This window comes from Enterobacter hormaechei ATCC 49162 (assembly GCF_001875655.1).
Taxonomy (GTDB): Bacteria; Pseudomonadota; Gammaproteobacteria; order Enterobacterales; family Enterobacteriaceae; genus Enterobacter; species Enterobacter hormaechei.
The window spans coordinates 2,265,965-2,282,310 of record NZ_MKEQ01000001.1 but is presented as its reverse complement, the minus strand read 5'-3'; the positions used below and the strand labels follow the sequence as shown (position 1 = coordinate 2,282,310).

17 protein-coding genes are annotated in these 16,346 nt (G+C 58.4%); 12 read left to right on the top strand and 5 right to left on the bottom strand.

Annotated features, from left to right (window positions below; all coding sequences use genetic code 11):
- Positions 1-5: 5 nt before the first annotated feature.
- On the top strand, positions 6-239 hold the full coding sequence (locus BH712_RS11465; RefSeq protein ID WP_032673675.1) for a DUF2171 domain-containing protein: 234 nt from the start codon (positions 6-8) through the stop codon (positions 237-239).
- A 108-nt stretch (positions 240-347) separates the two neighbouring features.
- Here BH712_RS11465 and BH712_RS11460 read toward each other — a convergent pair whose 3' ends face one another.
- A complete protein-coding gene (locus tag BH712_RS11460; RefSeq protein WP_003863072.1) occupies positions 348-1,763 on the bottom strand; it encodes an aminotransferase-like domain-containing protein in 1,416 nt (471 codons plus the stop codon).
- A 176-nt stretch (positions 1,764-1,939) separates the two neighbouring features.
- Here BH712_RS11460 and BH712_RS11455 point away from each other — a divergent pair, with 176 nt between their 5' ends.
- Positions 1,940-2,101: a DUF1127 domain-containing protein gene (locus BH712_RS11455; RefSeq protein ID WP_003863073.1), complete on the top strand. Its 162-nt coding sequence runs from the start codon at positions 1,940-1,942 to the stop codon at positions 2,099-2,101.
- A gap of 85 nt (positions 2,102-2,186) precedes the next feature.
- Here BH712_RS11455 and pdxR read toward each other — a convergent pair whose 3' ends face one another.
- Positions 2,187-3,575 (bottom strand): MocR-like pyridoxine biosynthesis transcription factor PdxR, encoded by a 1,389-nt coding sequence (gene pdxR, locus BH712_RS11450; protein ID WP_006810267.1) that lies wholly within the window; start codon positions 3,573-3,575, stop codon positions 2,187-2,189.
- 102 nt (positions 3,576-3,677) lie between these two features.
- Between pdxR and BH712_RS11445 the strand changes: the two genes are divergently transcribed.
- Positions 3,678-4,157, top strand: coding sequence for a carboxymuconolactone decarboxylase family protein (locus BH712_RS11445; protein WP_006810266.1), 480 nt, complete (start codon positions 3,678-3,680; stop codon positions 4,155-4,157).
- Here the strand turns inward: BH712_RS11445 and BH712_RS11440 are convergent.
- Positions 4,144-5,046, bottom strand: coding sequence for a LysR family transcriptional regulator (locus BH712_RS11440; RefSeq protein WP_006810265.1), 903 nt, complete (start codon positions 5,044-5,046; stop codon positions 4,144-4,146). The two genes, BH712_RS11445 and BH712_RS11440, sit on opposite strands and share 14 nt — an antisense overlap.
- A gap of 100 nt (positions 5,047-5,146) precedes the next feature.
- Here BH712_RS11440 and BH712_RS11435 point away from each other — a divergent pair, with 100 nt between their 5' ends.
- The 7 genes from BH712_RS11435 (at position 5,147) to BH712_RS11405 (ending at position 10,843) form a co-directional block, all read left to right on the top strand.
- Positions 5,147-6,562 (top strand): aldehyde dehydrogenase family protein, encoded by a 1,416-nt coding sequence (locus BH712_RS11435; RefSeq protein ID WP_006810264.1) that lies wholly within the window; start codon positions 5,147-5,149, stop codon positions 6,560-6,562.
- 152 nt (positions 6,563-6,714) lie between these two features.
- On the top strand, positions 6,715-7,038 hold the full coding sequence (locus BH712_RS11430; protein WP_006810263.1) for an antibiotic biosynthesis monooxygenase family protein: 324 nt from the start codon (positions 6,715-6,717) through the stop codon (positions 7,036-7,038).
- Entirely contained in the window at positions 7,031-7,426 is a 396-nt protein-coding gene (locus BH712_RS11425) for a hypothetical protein (protein WP_006810262.1), read from the top strand. Before BH712_RS11430 ends, BH712_RS11425 begins: the two co-directional genes overlap by 8 nt.
- Complete coding sequence (locus BH712_RS11420) at positions 7,401-8,096, top strand: ArsR/SmtB family transcription factor (protein WP_006810261.1); 696 nt, start codon at positions 7,401-7,403, stop codon at positions 8,094-8,096. Before BH712_RS11425 ends, BH712_RS11420 begins: the two co-directional genes overlap by 26 nt.
- A gap of 146 nt (positions 8,097-8,242) precedes the next feature.
- On the top strand, positions 8,243-8,713 hold the full coding sequence (locus tag BH712_RS11415; RefSeq protein WP_006810260.1) for a MarR family winged helix-turn-helix transcriptional regulator: 471 nt from the start codon (positions 8,243-8,245) through the stop codon (positions 8,711-8,713).
- Positions 8,710-9,777: an HlyD family secretion protein gene (locus BH712_RS11410; RefSeq protein ID WP_102765767.1), complete on the top strand. Its 1,068-nt coding sequence runs from the start codon at positions 8,710-8,712 to the stop codon at positions 9,775-9,777. The genes BH712_RS11415 and BH712_RS11410 overlap by 4 nt, the downstream gene beginning before the upstream one ends.
- The gene (locus tag BH712_RS11405; RefSeq protein WP_006810257.1) at positions 9,767-10,843 is read left to right on the top strand and encodes a DUF2955 domain-containing protein; all 1,077 of its coding nucleotides are present in this window, start codon (positions 9,767-9,769) and stop codon (positions 10,841-10,843) included. The genes BH712_RS11410 and BH712_RS11405 overlap by 11 nt, the downstream gene beginning before the upstream one ends.
- Here BH712_RS11405 and BH712_RS11400 read toward each other — a convergent pair.
- Entirely contained in the window at positions 10,840-12,111 is a 1,272-nt protein-coding gene (locus tag BH712_RS11400; protein WP_006810256.1) for a DUF445 domain-containing protein, read from the bottom strand. The genes BH712_RS11405 and BH712_RS11400 overlap by 4 nt on opposite strands.
- A gap of 315 nt (positions 12,112-12,426) precedes the next feature.
- On the opposite strand from BH712_RS11400, the gene BH712_RS11395 reads away from it, so the two are divergent.
- A complete protein-coding gene (locus BH712_RS11395; protein WP_006810255.1) occupies positions 12,427-13,797 on the top strand; it encodes an NAD-dependent succinate-semialdehyde dehydrogenase in 1,371 nt (456 codons plus the stop codon).
- 175 nt (positions 13,798-13,972) lie between these two features.
- Here BH712_RS11395 and BH712_RS11390 read toward each other — a convergent pair whose 3' ends face one another.
- Positions 13,973-14,518, bottom strand: a complete 546-nt coding sequence (locus tag BH712_RS11390; RefSeq protein WP_006810254.1) for a YfaZ family outer membrane protein — start codon at positions 14,516-14,518, stop codon at positions 13,973-13,975.
- A gap of 411 nt (positions 14,519-14,929) precedes the next feature.
- Between BH712_RS11390 and BH712_RS11385 the strand changes: the two genes are divergently transcribed.
- Entirely contained in the window at positions 14,930-16,288 is a 1,359-nt protein-coding gene (locus BH712_RS11385; protein ID WP_006810253.1) for an esterase-like activity of phytase family protein, read from the top strand.
- Positions 16,289-16,346 lie beyond the last annotated feature (58 nt).

The window sequence follows — 16,346 nt, the reverse complement described above, 5'->3', positions numbered from 1 at the left end:
TGATTATGGTAGATAAAAGCGCAATTAAGGATCACACTCAGGTTGTCGCCAGCTGCGGAACGCACGTCGGGGTTGTGGACCATGTAGACGGTGAGCGTATCAAGCTTGCGAAGAGCGACCCGGAATCGGGCGGCAAGCACCACTTTATTCCTCTCGGCTGGGTCGATAAGGTCGAAGATAATAAAGTTGTCCTGACCAAAAACCATAAAGAGGTTTTTGCTGAGTGGCAGGAAGCATAAATATATTTCTCGCAAAGAAATATACGTATACGCTCCGGCTTCGCCCGGAGCGTAATAATGTCTGCGTCCGGTGATTGCTGCCCTTACCGGGCCTACAACGGCAAAAAACTACTCCTCCATCGCAATCACAATCGCTTCTCCCATCTTTTTCAACGCCTCGCGATTTTTGTCTGTCGGCGGCAGCGCCACGTTGATCCGCAGGCAGTTGCGGTACTTCCCGGAGGCGGAAAACAGCGACCCGGCCGCGGCCTGGATCTTCAGCCGACACAGCTGCTTGCTGACGCACACCATATCGACCGTCTCCGGCAGCTCAACCCACAGCAGGAAGCTGCCCTGCGGGCGGGTGACGCATATCTCTGCCGGAAAATACTGCCGCACCCAGCAGGTGTAGGTCTCCATATTCTGCTGATAAATCTGGCGCATACGCCGCACGTGGCGATGGTAATGGCCGTCGCGGATAAACGCCGCCACCGCCATCTGCGTGCCCGGCACGTTAAACCCGCCCGCGGCGTACTTCATGTGCATCACCCGGTCGTAATAGCGCCCCGGCACAATCCAGCCGACCCGCAGGCCCGGCGCCACGGTTTTGGTAAACGAACTGCATAACAGCACGCGACCATCAATGTCCATAGAATGAATGGTGCGCGGACGCGGATACTCCGCCGCCAGCTCGCCGTAGATATCATCCTCAACAATCACGATGTCGTGCCGCTGTGCCAAGGCTAAGACCTGCTTCTTACGCGCCTCCGGCATGATAAACCCGAGCGGGTTATTGCAGTTTGGCACCAGGATCACCGCCTTGATCGGCCACTGCTCCAGCGCCAGCTCCAACGCCTCGATGCTGATCCCGGTTTCAGGATCGGTGGGAATTTCAATCGCCTTGATGTCAAACCCGCGAAGCATCTGCATGGTGCCGTGAAAGGATGGTGACTCGACCGCCACGATATCCCCCGGCTTACACACCGAGAGCAGGGCGATCGACAGCGCGCCGTGGCAACCGTTAGTGATGACAATCTCGTTTGCCGCGACGGTAGAGCCGCCGTCCAGCATCAGGCGGGCGATCTGCTCGCGTAACTCCAGGCGGCCGTCGAGCACGTCATAACTCAGCATTTCGCCCGGGTTATGCTGCGCAATGCGGCTCATCTCGCGCCACAGCGGCTTCAGGCTCGGCTGGTTAATGTCCGGCGAGCCGCCGCCAAAGGAGATCATCTCTTTGTCGGCGCGGGCGTCCAGCAGCATCATCACTTCATCCCACTGGGTGACGTCCACGGGGCGCTGCACCGGGCGCGTCATCGCCGGGACGGGCGGCTGCGCTTTGCGTTTCGAGACAAAATAGCCGGAGCGCGGCTGAGGCGTGATCAGCTGGAGATTTTCGAGGATCTGGTAGGCCTGCTGTATGGTGCTGATGCTCACGCCATGCTCCTGGCTCAGCGTGCGGACCGACGGCAGACGTTCGCCGCTGCGATACAGCCCTTGTTCAATACGTTCCGCCAGGAGGTTGGCCAGATGTTGATAGCGCGTCATGCTGTATCCTTTGTTTTCACCATACAGAGCATTAAACCAGTACAGATTGATGGGTAAACCACCATGCAGATACCGTTTTAGCGGATCTGTATGGTAAACAAAAGCAGTTTTTGAATCTGTATTGTAATGGCCGTTTTCCATGATGATAACCCCACTGGCACAGCGAGGAGAGCATCATGGAATTCTACGAGAATCGTTCAAAACGTCCGTTTATCGCGTTTGTCTGGGTAGCGAAAACGCTGCGTAACTGGTATCGCATCAACCGTACCCGCCGTATTCTGAGCCAGATGAGCGACGAGCAGCTCAAGGATGTCGGGTTATCGCGATATGATGTGTGAGCATAGGGTTGCCCGGTGGCGCTACGCTTACCGGGCCTACAGGAGACCGTAGGCCGGGTAAGGCGCAGCCGCCACCCGGCGGTTTTCAGCTCAACAGTTCTTGCGTCTGCCGTTTCGGCCTTTCCAGTAAATCCAGCGCCTCCTGATACGACCGCACGTTGTTATAGCCCATCACCAGCCCGTAGCGTTTGCCCGATCCGCGATACCACGCCGAGAGGGCATTCACCTGAAGCTGCTGTTCCTGCCAGCAGCGGGCGATCTCATGGTCCGCGCTTCCCTTTGCGAGGAACGCGACAATATGCATTCCACCGTCGTTTTGCTCGGTGAAAAACAGATCGCCATACACCTCACGCAGGGCGGCGATCATCCAGTCGCGGCGGGTCTGATAGAGGGCGCGCATCTTCTTGAGATGCCGAAAAAAATGGCCCTCGTTAAGAAACGCAGTGAGAATTTTTTGCGTCAGGACCGGCTGGCCGCTGGTGAGGATATCCGCGCAGTCGGTAAAGGCCCCGACGGTGCTGGCGGGCATTACCACGTAGCCCATGCGCAGCGATGGCATGATGGTTTTACTGAAGGTGCCCATAAAGATCACCCTGTCGTGCCGGTCGAGGCTTTTCAGCGACGGCAGCACTTTGCGGGTGTAGTGAAATTCGCCGTCATAATCATCTTCAATGATCCACGCCTCGTTTTGTGACGCCCAGTCGAGCAACTGCTGCTTGCGCGGCAGGGAGAGCGTAACCGCCAGCGGACTCTGGTGCGACGGAGTGACGATGGCGAAGCGGGCATCGTGGTGATTACGCAGCAGATAGTCCGTATCCATCCCGGCGCGATCGACCGGCACGGTGTGCAGACGGGGCACAATCCGCTTGAGCAACTGCTGGCCCATAAAGTAGCCCGGATCCTCAAACACCACCTTGTCGCTGCGGCTGGCGAGCGTGTCGAGGATCAGGCGCAGGCTGCCGCTGTAGCCGCTGGTAATCAGCACCTGTTCTGCGGTGCAGGATAACCCGCGCGAGATATTGAGATAGCGGGCAATCGCCTCGCGCAGCGGATACCAGCCCAGAACGGGCGGGTTGAGCATCTCCTCCTGACGCATGGCGCGTGTCGCCTGGCCTGCCAGCAGCAGCCATTTTTTATAGGGAAAGCTGTCGAGCGCGGGAATGCCGGGGCGCAGAAAACCGGCGCGTTCGCGCTGGCTAATCAACGACGCGGGCAGCGTGCCGGTTGCTTGTTCTGCGGGGGCGTTTTGCGCGGGCAGCAGAAGATCCGGGTTCACCCGCGTCCCGCGCGCCCCCTGGCTTACCAGATACCCTTCCCCCGTCAGAATGGCATAGGCGGTTTCAACGGTTTTTCGCGCGACCTTCAGCTCTTCAGCCAGCACGCGGATGGCAGGCACCTTGTCGCCGGGCTTCAGTACGCCGCGGGTGATGTTATCGCGATAGCGGGTATAAATCTCGTGATAGCCCGGCTTCATGTCCTACCTCATTTCACATGTTTTGTGTCTTTTTACTATGTCATTAACGGCGTAGATTTGCCTCATCGCATGAAATAAACCGCACAAAAAAGAGGAAAGACAATGAGCACTCGCGTCAACCACCACAAAGCCACACCTGCCCTCGCTAACGCGCTTTCCGCCCTGAGCATGGAAGTGGCGAAAACCTCCATTGACCCGGCGCTGAAGCACCTGATCGATATTCGCGTGTCGCAGCTGAACGGCTGTACCTTCTGCCTGGATATGCATTCGAAAGAGGCCAAAATTGCTGGCGAGCGCGAGCTGCGCCTGTACCATCTGGCGGCATGGCGCGAGTCTCCGCTGTTCAGCGCCCGCGAGAAAGCCGCGCTGGCCTTCACCGAAGCGCTGACCCAGCCTGGCGTACATGGGGTAAGCGACGCGCTGTACCGCAGCGTGGCGGAGCACTTCTCGGACGTGGAAATTTCAGAGCTAAACTTCGCCATCGTAGCGATCAACGCCTGGAACCGCCTGGGCATTACCTCCCGCATGGAGCCTGGCTCGCTGGATGCGGCATACGGACTGAATAAAGCTAACCTGGAATAATCCCGCGCTCGCGGATCATCGCCACCAGCGCCCGTAATCCCGGCGGGACGTGGCGATGGCCGGGGTAATACAGGCGCAGTCCGGCAAAGGGCTGCACCCAGTCGTTTAGCACGCTCACCAGTTCTCCACGCTCAAGCGCTTCCCGGATATACAGTTCCGGCAAAAATCCCACCCCTAATCCCGCTTTTACGGCGCGGATCGCGGCAAAAAGATCGGACGTCGCAAAGCGCGGCGGCACGGCAAGGGCGTACGTTTCCCCCCGACGCGCCAGCTCCCAGCGGTAGATCCCGCCGTGGGCCATGCGCATGCCGATCCCCTGATGTGAAAGCAGATCGTCAGGCGTCTGCGGCGTGCCGTGACGGGCAAAATAGTCCGGCGTGGCGGTCACCAGCTGGCGGATCTCCCCGGTCAGCGGCACGGCGATCATGTCCTGCGGCACGGACTCCTCAAGGCGGATCCCCGCGTCATAGCCTTCCGCGACGATGTCGATCATTCTTGCTTCACTGACGGTCTCGACGCGCATTTTCGGGTAGCGGATCATAAAGTCGATCAGCAGCTGGTCCAGAAACAGGGTGCCGATATGGTTCGGTACGTTCAGACGCAGCGTACCGGCGGGTTCCCCGGTGTCGCTGTGGATCTCCTCGCTGGCGAGGCGGATCTCCTGGAGGGCCGGGCCGATACGCGCCACGTAGCGCTGTCCGGCGTCGGTGAGCGCCACGCTGCGGGTGGTGCGGTTAAAGAGGCGGGTATCAAGGCGGCTCTCCAGCCCGGCGATGGCGTTGCTTACCGCCGTGGCGGACATGCCCAGCTCCTGCGCCGCGCCGCGAAAGCTGCCGCGCCGCACCACCGCCATGACCACTTCCAGCTCTGTCAGACCTGAACGATGCATAGATTATCCTGAAAATCGAAACAACCCTTGCAGCATAGCGTGGATTATCGCAACGGAGAAGCCGTGCCAGACTGTGCTCACACAGCCTGAGGAGGTTTATATGCACACCATCGAACAGATCTTTATTAACGGCGAATTTGTTACCCCGCACGGCACCGAGTGGTTTGATTTGTACAACCCGGCGACGGCGCAGGTCATCGGCCAGGTTCGTCTGGCGGATGAGGTTGACGCCGCGCGCGCCGTTGCGGCGGCAAAAGCGGCTTTTCCGGCGTGGTCACAGACCACAAAGCAGGAACGTATCGCGGCGCTGAAGCGCATGCACGCCGCCGTGGTCGCGCGTCATGACGATTTGCTGGAAGCGGTCATCGAAGAGTACGGCGCGCCCGCCTCGCGCTCAGCGTGGATGGCCCGCTATCCGGCGGAGGTAATTGCACAGGCCATCGAGGCGCTGGAGGCGTTTGAGTTCGTCACCTCCGCAGGCGCAGCCACGGTGCAGATGACGCCGCTCGGCGTGGCCGGGCTGATTACGCCGTGGAACAGCGACGCCGGGTTTATCTGCGGCAAGCTGGCGACCGCGCTGGCGGCGGGCTGCACGGCAGTCATCAAGCCGAGCGAGATGAGCGCCCTGCAAACCCGGATTGTCACCGAAGCGCTGCGCGATGCCGCGCTGCCGCCGGGCGTGTTTAACATTGTCACCGGGCGGGGTGAGACGGTCGGTGAGACTATCAGCCGCCATCCGGACGTGGCCAAAATCTCGTTTACCGGCTCCACGAATACCGGCAAGGCGATCCTGCGCAATGCAGCGGAGAGCTTTACGCGCGTAACCCTGGAGTTAGGCGGTAAATCGCCGACGATCCTGCTCGATGATGTGGATCTGGCGCAGGCGATCCCGCTGGTGATTCAGGCCGGGTTTATGAACAGCGGGCAGGCATGCGTGGCCGGAACGCGCATTCTGATACCGCAGGCACGTAAGGCGGAGATCGAAACCGCGCTGGCGCAGGCCGTGGCGGCGGTGAGATCCGGCGACCCGCGCGATAGCGCGACGGAGGTCGGCCCGATGGTCAGCGAAAAACAGTGGCAGCGGGTGCAGGGTTATATCCGCAAAGGTATTGAAGAGGGGGCGCGCCTGCTGGCGGGCGGAGAAGGGCGGCCAGAGGGCACGCAGGACGGCTGGTTTGTGCGCCCGACGCTGTTTGCCGACGTGAACAACCAGATGGCGATTGCCCGTGACGAGATTTTTGGCCCGGTGCTGTGCGTAATCCCATATCGGGACGAGGCGGAGGCGATTGCCATTGCCAACGACACAGAATACGGCCTGAGCGCGATGGTGCTGGGCGGCGATGCGGATCGCGCGCGCCGCGTGGCGCAGCAGATTGTCTCCGGTCGCGTGCTGGTGAACACCCTCGCTCATGAACCGAAAGCGCCGTTCGGCGGGTTTAAGCACTCCGGCGTGGGACGCGAGATGGGCGAGTGGGGGATCCGGGCGTTTATGGAGCCGAGGTCGATTGTGGGTTAAACCCTGCCCGGTGGCGCTGCGCTTACCGGGCCTACAGGAGCCCGTAGGCCGGATAAGCGCAGCGCTATCCGGCACAACACTTCGCTCCATACCGAAGCATTGTGCTTTTTCCTCCTGCATGCTCTCCTCAACATCACAGCGGAGAAACCTTCATGATCGCAGTCCTTTTCGAAGCCAAAGCCGCGCCTGCCCATCAGGCGCGCTATCTTCAACTTGCCGCAGAGCTTAAGCCTTTGCTGGCCAACATCGACGGCTTTATCGATATCGAACGGTTCCAGAGCCTGACGACCGACGGCAAAATCCTGTCCCTTTCCTGGTGGCGGGATGAAGAGGCCGTCCGCCGCTGGAAGCAGAATGTTTTCCATCAGGCCGCGCAGGCCGAAGGGCGGGAGTCGATTTTCTCTTTCTACCGTATTCGGGTGGCGCAGCTGGTGCGGGAGTACAGTTCCGAAACCGGAGGGCACGCGGATGTATGACGTTCACGTGATTTTCAGCGACAGGCCCGGTGAGCTGGCGCGCTTTGGACAGCTGTTAGGGCGCAACGGCGTGGGGCTTGAGGGTGGCGGCGTATTCGGTACAGAAGCCCATTTTCTGGTGGAGGACGGGGGAAAAGCCCGTCGCGTGCTGATGGAGGCCGGGTTTACCGTGCAGGCGGTGCGCAGGCCGGTTATCAGAAAACTCAAACAGGAGCGCCCCGGCGAGCTGGGTGAAATTGCGGCGGCGCTGGCGGCACGCGGCGTGTCTGTTCTAACCCAGTACAGCGACCATGCGAATCACCTTATTCTGGTGACGGATGATGATAAGCTGGCCGCAGAGATCACCGAACCCTGGGCGGCACATGTTAAAGACAAGCTTACCGACTGATAACAGCGCGGCGCTGGAGCAGGCCATTGCGGCGGTGGCGGCGGCAATGGCCGATCCGTCGCGCGTGAAGATGCTGTGCGCGCTGATGGACGGGCGGGCGTGGACCGCCACCGAACTGAGCACCGTGGCAGACGTCGCGCCGTCGACCGCCAGCGGGCATCTCGCCCGGCTGGTGGAGGGAAAGTTAATTATCTGTCTGTCTCAGGGGCGGCACCGCCATTATCGTCTGGCGGGGCACGACGTGGCGGCGCTGGTCGAGCAGATGATGGGGATCTCCTGGAGCCGCATCACCCCGCCGGAAACCACCGCGCCGAAAGCCATGCGCGAAGCGCGGACCTGCTACGACCATCTTGCCGGAACGGTCGCGGTGCAAATCTATGATTTCATGCAGACGGAAGGCTGGCTGGAGGCAGACGGTTCAGCGCTCACGCCGTATGGCGGCGAGCAGTTCCTGAAGCTCGGTATTGCGTTAAATCCCAAGCCCCGTCGCAAGGCCTGCTGCGCCTGCCTGGACTGGAGCGAGCGGCGCTTTCACCTGGGCGGAGAAGCCGGTGCGTTGCTGCTCGACTATCTTGAAAGTAAAGGCTGGATCCAGCGGGTGGTGGGGTATCGGGAGGTGGTGGTGACGGCGACGGGAAAGGCCGCTGTAAAGAGGCTTTTTAGCCGCTAAAAACGCCCGGTGGCGCTGCGTTTACCGGGCCTACGTGTACATCGCCTCCCGTAACGCCTTTCGCAATTCCTGCGCTTTTACCTCTCGTTTCTTGATACTTACCCTGATAACTATTATCGTAATGGCGTACGACGAGAGGACTCCCCATGAGTGAAGAAGATCTGTTTAGCCGCAGGCCGATGGGCATGCGGATGGCGATGATCGTGCGTCAATGGCGCGCAGTCATTGACGACGCCATTCTCGATACCGGGTTAACCCAGTCGAGCTGGACGGTGATGATGCAGCTTCATCAACTCGGGGATAATGTCTCGGTCAGCGAGCTGGCGGAAGTGCAGGGGATTGAACTGCCTCCGCTGATGCGCACGCTGACACAGCTGGAAAAGCAGGGCTACCTGCTGCGTACCGTCTCGCCGTATGACAAGCGCATCCGGCTGCTGACGCTGACGCCTGAGGGAAAAGCCATTCTTGAAAGGCTCACTCGGGTGATTGAGACGTATCAGGCGCGCGTATCGCAAAACATCTCGCCGGAACATATCGACATTTTCAGCGCCACACTCAATCAAATCGCCTGCAATTTGCGGACAATCCGCGAAGAAGATAATAAGACCGAAAAATAATGACTCCTGAACAAAAGTTTGCCCGCTGGGTAAGGGTGAGTATTGCCTCTTTCCTGCTGATGTTTGTCTACTTTATCGTCGCGGATATCTGGATCCCGCTGACGCCGGACTCCACCGTGATGCGCGTGGTGACCCCGGTGTCTGCGCGCGTTTCCGGCTATGTGGCGGCGGTACATGTCCACAACAACAGTCAGGTCAAGAAAGGCGATCTGCTGTTTGAGCTCGACGCCACGCCGTTTCGCAATAAGGTGGAAGCGGCGCAAATCGCGCTGGAACAGGCGCGTCTGTCAAACGATCAGCTGGATGCGCAGATTGCCGCGGCGCAGGCCAGCCTGAAAACCGCCGTGCTGACGGCGCGTAACGACAAAGTGACCTTCGACCGCTACCAGAAACTCAGCACCTTGCAGAACGTGTCGCAGGCGGATCTGGATAAAGTCCGCACCACCTGGCAGAGCAGTGAGCAGTCCGTCAGTTCGCTTCAGGCGAATATTCATAACCTGCGCATTCAGCGCGGCGAGCGGGACGAGCACCGTAACGTGACGCTGCAAAAATACCGTAACGCGCTGGACGAAGCGGAGCTGAATCTTGGCTGGACGAAGGTCTACGCCGAGGCGGACGGCACGGTCAGTAACCTGCAATTAAGCCCCGGTTTTTATGCCTCGTCCGGTTCGGCTGCGCTGGCGCTGGTGAACACCCGGATCGATATCGTGGCGGATTTCCGCGAGAAGAGCCTGCGTCATACCCACCAGGGCACCGACGCCGCCGTGGTGTTTGACGCCTTCCCGGGGCAGGTTTTCCGTGCCCACGTTACCAGCAGCGACGCGGGGATCCTCGCCGGACAGGAGGCCGTAAACGGTCAACTTTCTGAACCGGAAACCTCCAACCGCTGGGTGCGTGATGCCCAACGTATGCGCATTCACGTGGCGCTGGACGAAGCCTTACCGAAGCCGCTGCCGACCGGCGCGCGCGCCACCGTGCAGCTCTATAACAGCGAAGGGCCGTTTGCGCGATTCTTCTCCGGGATGCAAATCCATCTGGTGAGCCTGCTTCACTATGTCTATTAGCACCCTGGCGCGGGTATTTACCCCGCACGGCAACATTGTCTATACGGCAAACGACTTTCGCCAGACCCTGCGCATCGTCTTTGCCGGGATGATTGCGCTCAGCATTTCGAGTTTCTACAACACCAGCTACGGCGTGTTTTTTGTGGTCTACCCGATCATGCTGCTGTCGCTGGTGCCGGTCTTTAACCGCCACGTGGCGAAGCAGTTTATCTTCAGCGCCTCGCTGAACTGCGTCGAAATGGTGTTTATCATCGGCTATCTGTCCCAGTGGCCGATCATTATGACGCTGGTGGTGTTTGCCCTGTACGTGATGCGTTTTCGCTTTATGAGTAAGGGGCCGCTGTTCCTGTTCGGTTCGATGGGCGTGGTCTGCCAGAGTGTGATGCTCAACTTTATGAGCTATCCCACCACCAACTGGCACACGCTTTTATTCTCCAACATCGAAGCGAGCGTGATGGCGGTATGCCTGAGCGCGCTGATGAACTACCTGCTGCCGGACGTGGAGCCGCGTAAGCCGCCGCCGCTGATCGAGAAAGATGACGCCCGCGTGCGGCACGAGTCGCTGCTCTCGGGCACCGTGGCGACGCTGATTTTTGTGGTATTTCAGATCAGCGACTTAAGCGATTCCCTTTCGGCGCTGATGGCGGGCATTCTGATCCTGTTCCCGATGCACTATCGCGGCTCGGTAATCAGCTCGATCTGGCGCGTGGTCGGCGTGGTGCTGGGCTGCCTCTATATCCTTGTCGTCCAGCTGATCCTCTACGATCACAGCAGCCATATGTTGCTGATGATGCCGCTGATTGGCCTTGGGCTGGCGTTTGGGGCGCGACTGCACGTGATGGAGAAGGTCGGTGCCGGGGTAGGCTTCGCCAGTATTACCACCATCGGCATTATGTTCGGGCAGAATATGCACCCGGACAGCGACCTGGTGTTCAGCGATCTGTACCGCATCACCTCCGTCACCTTTGCGCTGGTGGTCACGCTGACAATGGTCTTTCTGGTACACCTGATCCTGAATCGCTTTGAGGCGACGCGCTACGTTATCGCGCCGCCAAAAGCGGATTAATGCCCCAGCAAGGCGGGCAACTGCGAGAGCAGAAACAGGATAAGGCCAATCGTTCCGCCCACCAGCGTGCCGTTAACGCGAATGAACTGAAGGTCTTTACCGATATTGAGTTCTATCTGGCGTGACATGTCTTTGGCATCCCAGCTTTTCACCGTGTCGCTGATATGGCGCGTCAGGAAGGTGGCGAAATCCGGCGCCACGCGGTGCGCGGCCTGCTCCAGATGCTCGTTCAGCGACGCGCGCAGGCTGGCGTCGTTGGTCAGCGTTTCGCCAAACCACAGCCCGGCGTTGGCGATACGCTGCTTCACGCGGGAATCGTCGCTCTGCATGTCATTTTTCAGCCACTGGCGCAGATCGGCCCACATCTCCCCCAGATAGCGGTTAAAGGCCTCGTCATTCTTCAGGTAGTGTTTGATATTCTCGGCTTTCGCCGTCATTTCCGGATCGTTTTTCAGATTATCGATGAACTTGATCGTGGCGCGGTCAAACGCCTGACGGATCTGGTGCGTGCGGTCGTGGCTGATGTCGTCCAGCAACGTGTTCACCGCGTTTGACACCATCTCGGCGCTTTGATCGCCCAGCCACTCGGTGGGCAACACCATCGCCTTGCGCGGATGCTCGGTCTTGAGCCAGTGAACGATCTGGTCGGCAATAAATTCCCGCGTGCTTTCCCGCTGGATCAGGGTAATCAGGCGGTTAATGATCGCGTCCAGCAGCACCTGGTGGCGGTTGTTTTTGGTCATGCTTTCCAGCATGACGGCGCTGGTCTCGGTTAAATCGACCTTGTCGATGGCCTTATGTACCGCCCGTTTGAGCAGGCGCTGAATGCGTCCATCGTCAGTGAGCTCCAGAAAACCGCTCATAACCTGAATCAAATGCTGCCCGACCCGCTGAGCGTTGTCGGGCTGGCTGAACCAGGTCCCAATCATCTGGGCCGGCTCGTAGCGACGGATAAGGTCGACAAGGGATTGCGTATCGAGAAACTTTTCCTGCACGAACTGGCCGAGATTGTCGCCGATACGATCTTTATTGCGCGGGATAATCGCCGTATGGCGCGAGATAAACGGAATGGGCACCCGGCGGAACAGCGCGACGACGGCAAACCAGTCCGCCAGCGCGCCAACCATCGCCGCCTCGGCAATGGCCTTTACGCCGCGTACCCAGAAGGTCTGCGGCAGGAACAGGGTGATGATAAAGGCCGCGACGGCAATCAGCAGCAGCGACAGCGCAAGAAGCTTGGCGCGTTTGAGTTCGGTATGTTTTTCCATGGGTTAAGGATAGAGGGATACGGGGGAAAAGTGCAAAGCTGCACGAGGCCAGTCATCTCGCTTTCTGGAATGCTCCTTCAGAAATCAAATCAAAAGGTAGATGCGCAGCTCAAGGCCTGCTGCGCGGTGAAAGGTCTGGCGGATGTGACGGGTATCGGTCATAAGTACTCCGGTAATGAGCGTTTTTTATACCATGGCTGCGCATCGCCTGGCAGCGTCTTGTTAAGAACCCTCCGTATATACCCAACTTTACCTTCATAGCCAGTCAGATTGACTACCCTTAATACCCTAAGCGGTAAAACAAGGAGATTCGATATGGCTTACCAGACAGTAAATCCTGCCACGAACCAGCTCATCAAAGAATATCCCTCCCACACTGACGCAGACGTTGAAGCGGCCCTGAAGGCAGCCGATGCGCTCTATCACTCCGACTGGGCCAAAGGCGACATCAGCCAGCGCCTGCCGGTGCTGCATAAGCTGGCGGACCTGATCGACGAACGCGTGGAGGACCTGGCAAAAATCGCCAGCCAGGAGATGGGTAAGCTCATCGAGCAAAGCCGCGGCGAGGTGAAGCTGTGCGCGCAAATTGCCCGCTACTATGCGGACAACGCGAAGCAGTTCCTGGCCCCGGTGAAGTATGACTCTGAACTCGGGGAAGCATGGGTTGAACATCAACCCATTGGCGTGCTGATGGCCGTCGAGCCGTGGAACTTCCCGTACTATCAGCTGATGCGCGTTCTGGCGCCAAACCTGGCAGCGGGCAACCCGGTGATCGCCAAGCACGCCAGCATCGTGCCGCACTGTGCAGAGACGTTTGCACAGCTGGTACGTGAAGCGGGCGCGCCGGAAGGGGCGTGGACCAACCTGTTTATCTCGTCCGATCAGGTGGCAAACATCATCGCCGACGATCGGGTGCAGGGGGCGGCGCTGACCGGTTCAGAAAAAGCGGGTAGCGTGGTTGCGGCACAGGCGGCGAAGCACATCAAAAAATCGACCCTTGAGCTGGGCGGGAACGACGTGTTCGTGGTGCTGGACGATGCGGACCTGGAGAAAGCGGTGAAGATCGGCGTTAACGCCCGACTCAACAACGCCGGGCAGGTCTGTACCGCGGCGAAGCGCTTTATCCTGCATGAGGGCATTGCAGACGCGTTCCTGAGCAAGTTCACCGAGGCGTTTAAGCAGGTGAAGATTGGCGATCCGCTGGACGAAAGCACCACGCTGGGGCCGCTGTCGTCTAAAGATGCGCTGGAAACGCTGACCAGACAGGTCGACGAGGCAGTGAAAAACGGTGCAACGCTGCACTATGGCGGCAAGCCTGTGCAGCGTGACGGGAGCTTCTTTGAGCCGACCATCCTGACCAATATCTCACGCGATAACCCGGCGTACTTCGAAGAGTTCTTTGGCCCGGTTGCGCAGATCTATGTGGTGAAAAACGACGACGAGGCGGTCGCCCTGGCGAACGATTCCCACTACGGTCTGGGCGGCGCGGTGTTCAGCCAGGACATCGAGCGCGCGAAGAAAATGGCGTCACGCATTGAGACCGGGATGGTGTACATCAACTGGCTCACCGACACTGCGGCTGAGTTGCCGTTCGGCGGCGTGAAGCGTTCGGGTTACGGACGCGAGCTGTCGGACCTGGGGATCAAAGAGTTTGTGAACCAGAAGCTGGTGGTCGTTCGCAAGTAACGTGGTAATAAAAAACCTGCCATCCGGCAGGTTTGCCATTAACGGTCGCATCGCCTTTCTTGCCGGGTGGCGCTGCGCTTACCCGGCCTACAATGTGCAATAATTTTAATACATTGCACCCTTCATTGTAGGCCCGTGCAAGCGTAGCGCCGCCGGGCGAAATGCGCAGACAGGCTTAGAAGGACACTCCACCGCCTACATATGCGCCGTCGATCAGCGTGTGGTTTGGACGACCGTCTTTACCGTCTACGCTCACGTGGCGATAGCCCACTTTCAGCGTGACAGGTTTGACTGGCGTCCAGCTTACGCCGCCGTTAGCTTCAACATAGTTCTTCACGCTGTTGTTCAGCCCGTCTGGTGCCACATAACCCTCACCAAACACGTGAATGCTGTCCGTCAGCGCAACGTTGACACCGCCACCAATCGGGAACGCCACGCCGTTATCGCCTTTTTTCGGGCCGATGTAGATGGCTTTAGCGCCCGCGTTCAGCATTACCGGGCCTACTTCCAGGTTGTAGCCAGCCCCAACGCCGCCGGTCTGGGTGCCGTCATCGGTGTTTTTCAGCCAGTTGCTCTCCGCATACAGGCCGGATGAGGATTTCCCCATTTCCAGATTGAGGTTTGTAAAGTTTTTACCTTGCTCAATGCTGCCACCCATGGCCAGTGCGGAGCCCGATACGGCGGTCAGAGCAGAAAGGATCAGGATGTTAAGTTTTTTCATGAGTGTTTCCTCGTCATTAAATTAATCTGAGGGCACCTTAACAAGTGATGTTTATGACTGCAAACGTGACTGTTGTCGCGTTTTTATACTGGGTTTATTGGGTTTTTGAATCTTAAATGTTGTGAAATTGTTTATAGGGCAAATCGTCAATGCCCAATACATTCGCGTTTAAGGACAGTTTACATTCCTGGCTAAACGTAAAATGAACGAGGCGCAAATAGTCATTCGCGATGAATTAATTGAGTTTCTAATAATTTCCAAAAGTATTTCAGCTGACATAGATAAAGACAGAGGTTTACATTTCTGGTGATTGATATACGTCTATAAGAGGCGGTTCAGTGCTTAAACATGTCATTTTTCTGACACGTTTCTTCATTACGTTGTTGGCTTCACTAACTGGATGCTAACAATATGAAAAGAAAAATCATTCCTGTGCTTATCGGTTGTGCGCTCTCTTTCTCTGGACTGGCGGCACAGCCAACCGCGGAGCGCTACGTCGTCACCTTTCCCGAAGGCTCACATATCAAATACAGCGGTGCATTTGCCAGCGCATTCCCGAATGGGCTGCCTGTGGGAATCGGTTCGGGTTTGTTGTTCACGGGCAAGCAGGGCGATGCGCTGACGTTTGCGACCGTGACCGATCGCGGTCCTAACGCGGACTCGCCAAAAATGGGGAAAAACGACGCCAAAATCTTTGTTACCCCGGATTTCGCCCCGCTGCTGATGACGATCCGTGTGCAAAACGGTAAAGCGGAGGCCATAGATGCGCGTCCTCTGCATGACGATAAAGGCGAGATCAACGGTCTGCCGTTGCAAAGCGGGGTGATTGGTTCCACCAATGAAATCGCGCTAAGCGACACCTTAAAAGTGCTGAAAGGCGATAACCGCGGGCTGGATACGGAAGGCATCACCCCGGACGGGAAGGGCGGCTTCTGGCTGTGCGATGAGTATGGCCCGTTCCTGATCAATATCGACAGTAAAGTGAAAATCCTCGCGATCCACGGTCCGCAGGCGGCGGAAGGGGAGAAATCCATCGCAGGCGGTCTGCCAAACGTTATCAAATGGCGTCAGGCAAACCGGGGCTTCGAAGGGCTGACCCGTATGCCGGACGGACGCATTATCGCCGCCGTGCAAAGCACGCTGGATATCGACGGGAAGAGCAAAAAACAGGCGCTGTTTACGCGTCTGGTGAGCTTCGACCCGGCGACCGGGAAAACCGCGATGTACGGCTACCCCATCGACAGCGCGGCCTACAGCAAAAACAGCGACGCTAAAATCGGCGACATCGTGGCGCTGGGTAACCACACCATCCTGCTGATTGAACAGGGCGAGGATAAAAACGACGCGATGCGTAACCTTATCTACAGGGTGGATCTGAGTAAGGCGAGCGATCTGGCGGCATTCGACAAGCCGGGCGAGTACCCGGAGTTTGATGATGAGAAAACGCTGGCGCAGCGCGGCATCACCCTTGCGGCTAAAACGCAGGTGGTCGATCTGCGTGCGCTGGGCTGGCAGCAGGAGAAGGCCGAAGGGCTGGCGCTGATCGACGGCAAACGGCTTGCGGTGGCGAACGATAATGACTTTGGCGTGAAGGTGGCAATGCAAAACCCGGTCGAGGGCAAGAAGCTCAAGGATTATCGGGTGAACGCGGAAGGCACGCTGACGCTGGATGATAAGCCGGTGGAAACCACGCTCAGCGTGAAGCCGCTGAAGAAGCCGGAGTCCGACAGCGAGCTGTGGATTGTAACGCTGCCGGAGGCGTTGAAATAATTTTACCCCTCACCCTAACCCTCTCCCCGCAGGGGAGAGGGGATGTTCGGTGCTTACT

What these genes read in the sequence shown, in the direction of transcription:
- BH712_RS11400 (WP_006810256.1), bottom strand. Translation starts at nt 12,111, where the DNA reads ATGGAAAAACATACCGAACTCAAACGCGCCAAGCTTCTTGCGCTGTCG.
- BH712_RS11420 (WP_006810261.1), top strand. Translation starts at nt 7,401, where the DNA reads ATGTTAAAGACAAGCTTACCGACTGATAACAGCGCGGCGCTGGAGCAG.
- BH712_RS11395 (WP_006810255.1), top strand. Translation starts at nt 12,427, where the DNA reads ATGGCTTACCAGACAGTAAATCCTGCCACGAACCAGCTCATCAAAGAA.
- BH712_RS11440 (WP_006810265.1), bottom strand. Translation starts at nt 5,046, where the DNA reads ATGCATCGTTCAGGTCTGACAGAGCTGGAAGTGGTCATGGCGGTGGTG.
- BH712_RS11415 (WP_006810260.1), top strand. Translation starts at nt 8,243, where the DNA reads ATGAGTGAAGAAGATCTGTTTAGCCGCAGGCCGATGGGCATGCGGATG.
- BH712_RS11385 (WP_006810253.1), top strand. Translation starts at nt 14,930, where the DNA reads ATGAAAAGAAAAATCATTCCTGTGCTTATCGGTTGTGCGCTCTCTTTC.
- BH712_RS11390 (WP_006810254.1), bottom strand. Translation starts at nt 14,518, where the DNA reads ATGAAAAAACTTAACATCCTGATCCTTTCTGCTCTGACCGCCGTATCG.
- BH712_RS11460 (WP_003863072.1), bottom strand. Translation starts at nt 1,763, where the DNA reads ATGACGCGCTATCAACATCTGGCCAACCTCCTGGCGGAACGTATTGAA.
- BH712_RS11455 (WP_003863073.1), top strand. Translation starts at nt 1,940, where the DNA reads ATGGAATTCTACGAGAATCGTTCAAAACGTCCGTTTATCGCGTTTGTC.
- BH712_RS11435 (WP_006810264.1), top strand. Translation starts at nt 5,147, where the DNA reads ATGCACACCATCGAACAGATCTTTATTAACGGCGAATTTGTTACCCCG.
- BH712_RS11425 (WP_006810262.1), top strand. Translation starts at nt 7,031, where the DNA reads ATGTATGACGTTCACGTGATTTTCAGCGACAGGCCCGGTGAGCTGGCG.
- BH712_RS11465 (WP_032673675.1), top strand. Translation starts at nt 6, where the DNA reads ATGGTAGATAAAAGCGCAATTAAGGATCACACTCAGGTTGTCGCCAGC.
- BH712_RS11405 (WP_006810257.1), top strand. Translation starts at nt 9,767, where the DNA reads ATGTCTATTAGCACCCTGGCGCGGGTATTTACCCCGCACGGCAACATT.
- BH712_RS11445 (WP_006810266.1), top strand. Translation starts at nt 3,678, where the DNA reads ATGAGCACTCGCGTCAACCACCACAAAGCCACACCTGCCCTCGCTAAC.
- pdxR (WP_006810267.1), bottom strand. Translation starts at nt 3,575, where the DNA reads ATGAAGCCGGGCTATCACGAGATTTATACCCGCTATCGCGATAACATC.
- BH712_RS11430 (WP_006810263.1), top strand. Translation starts at nt 6,715, where the DNA reads ATGATCGCAGTCCTTTTCGAAGCCAAAGCCGCGCCTGCCCATCAGGCG.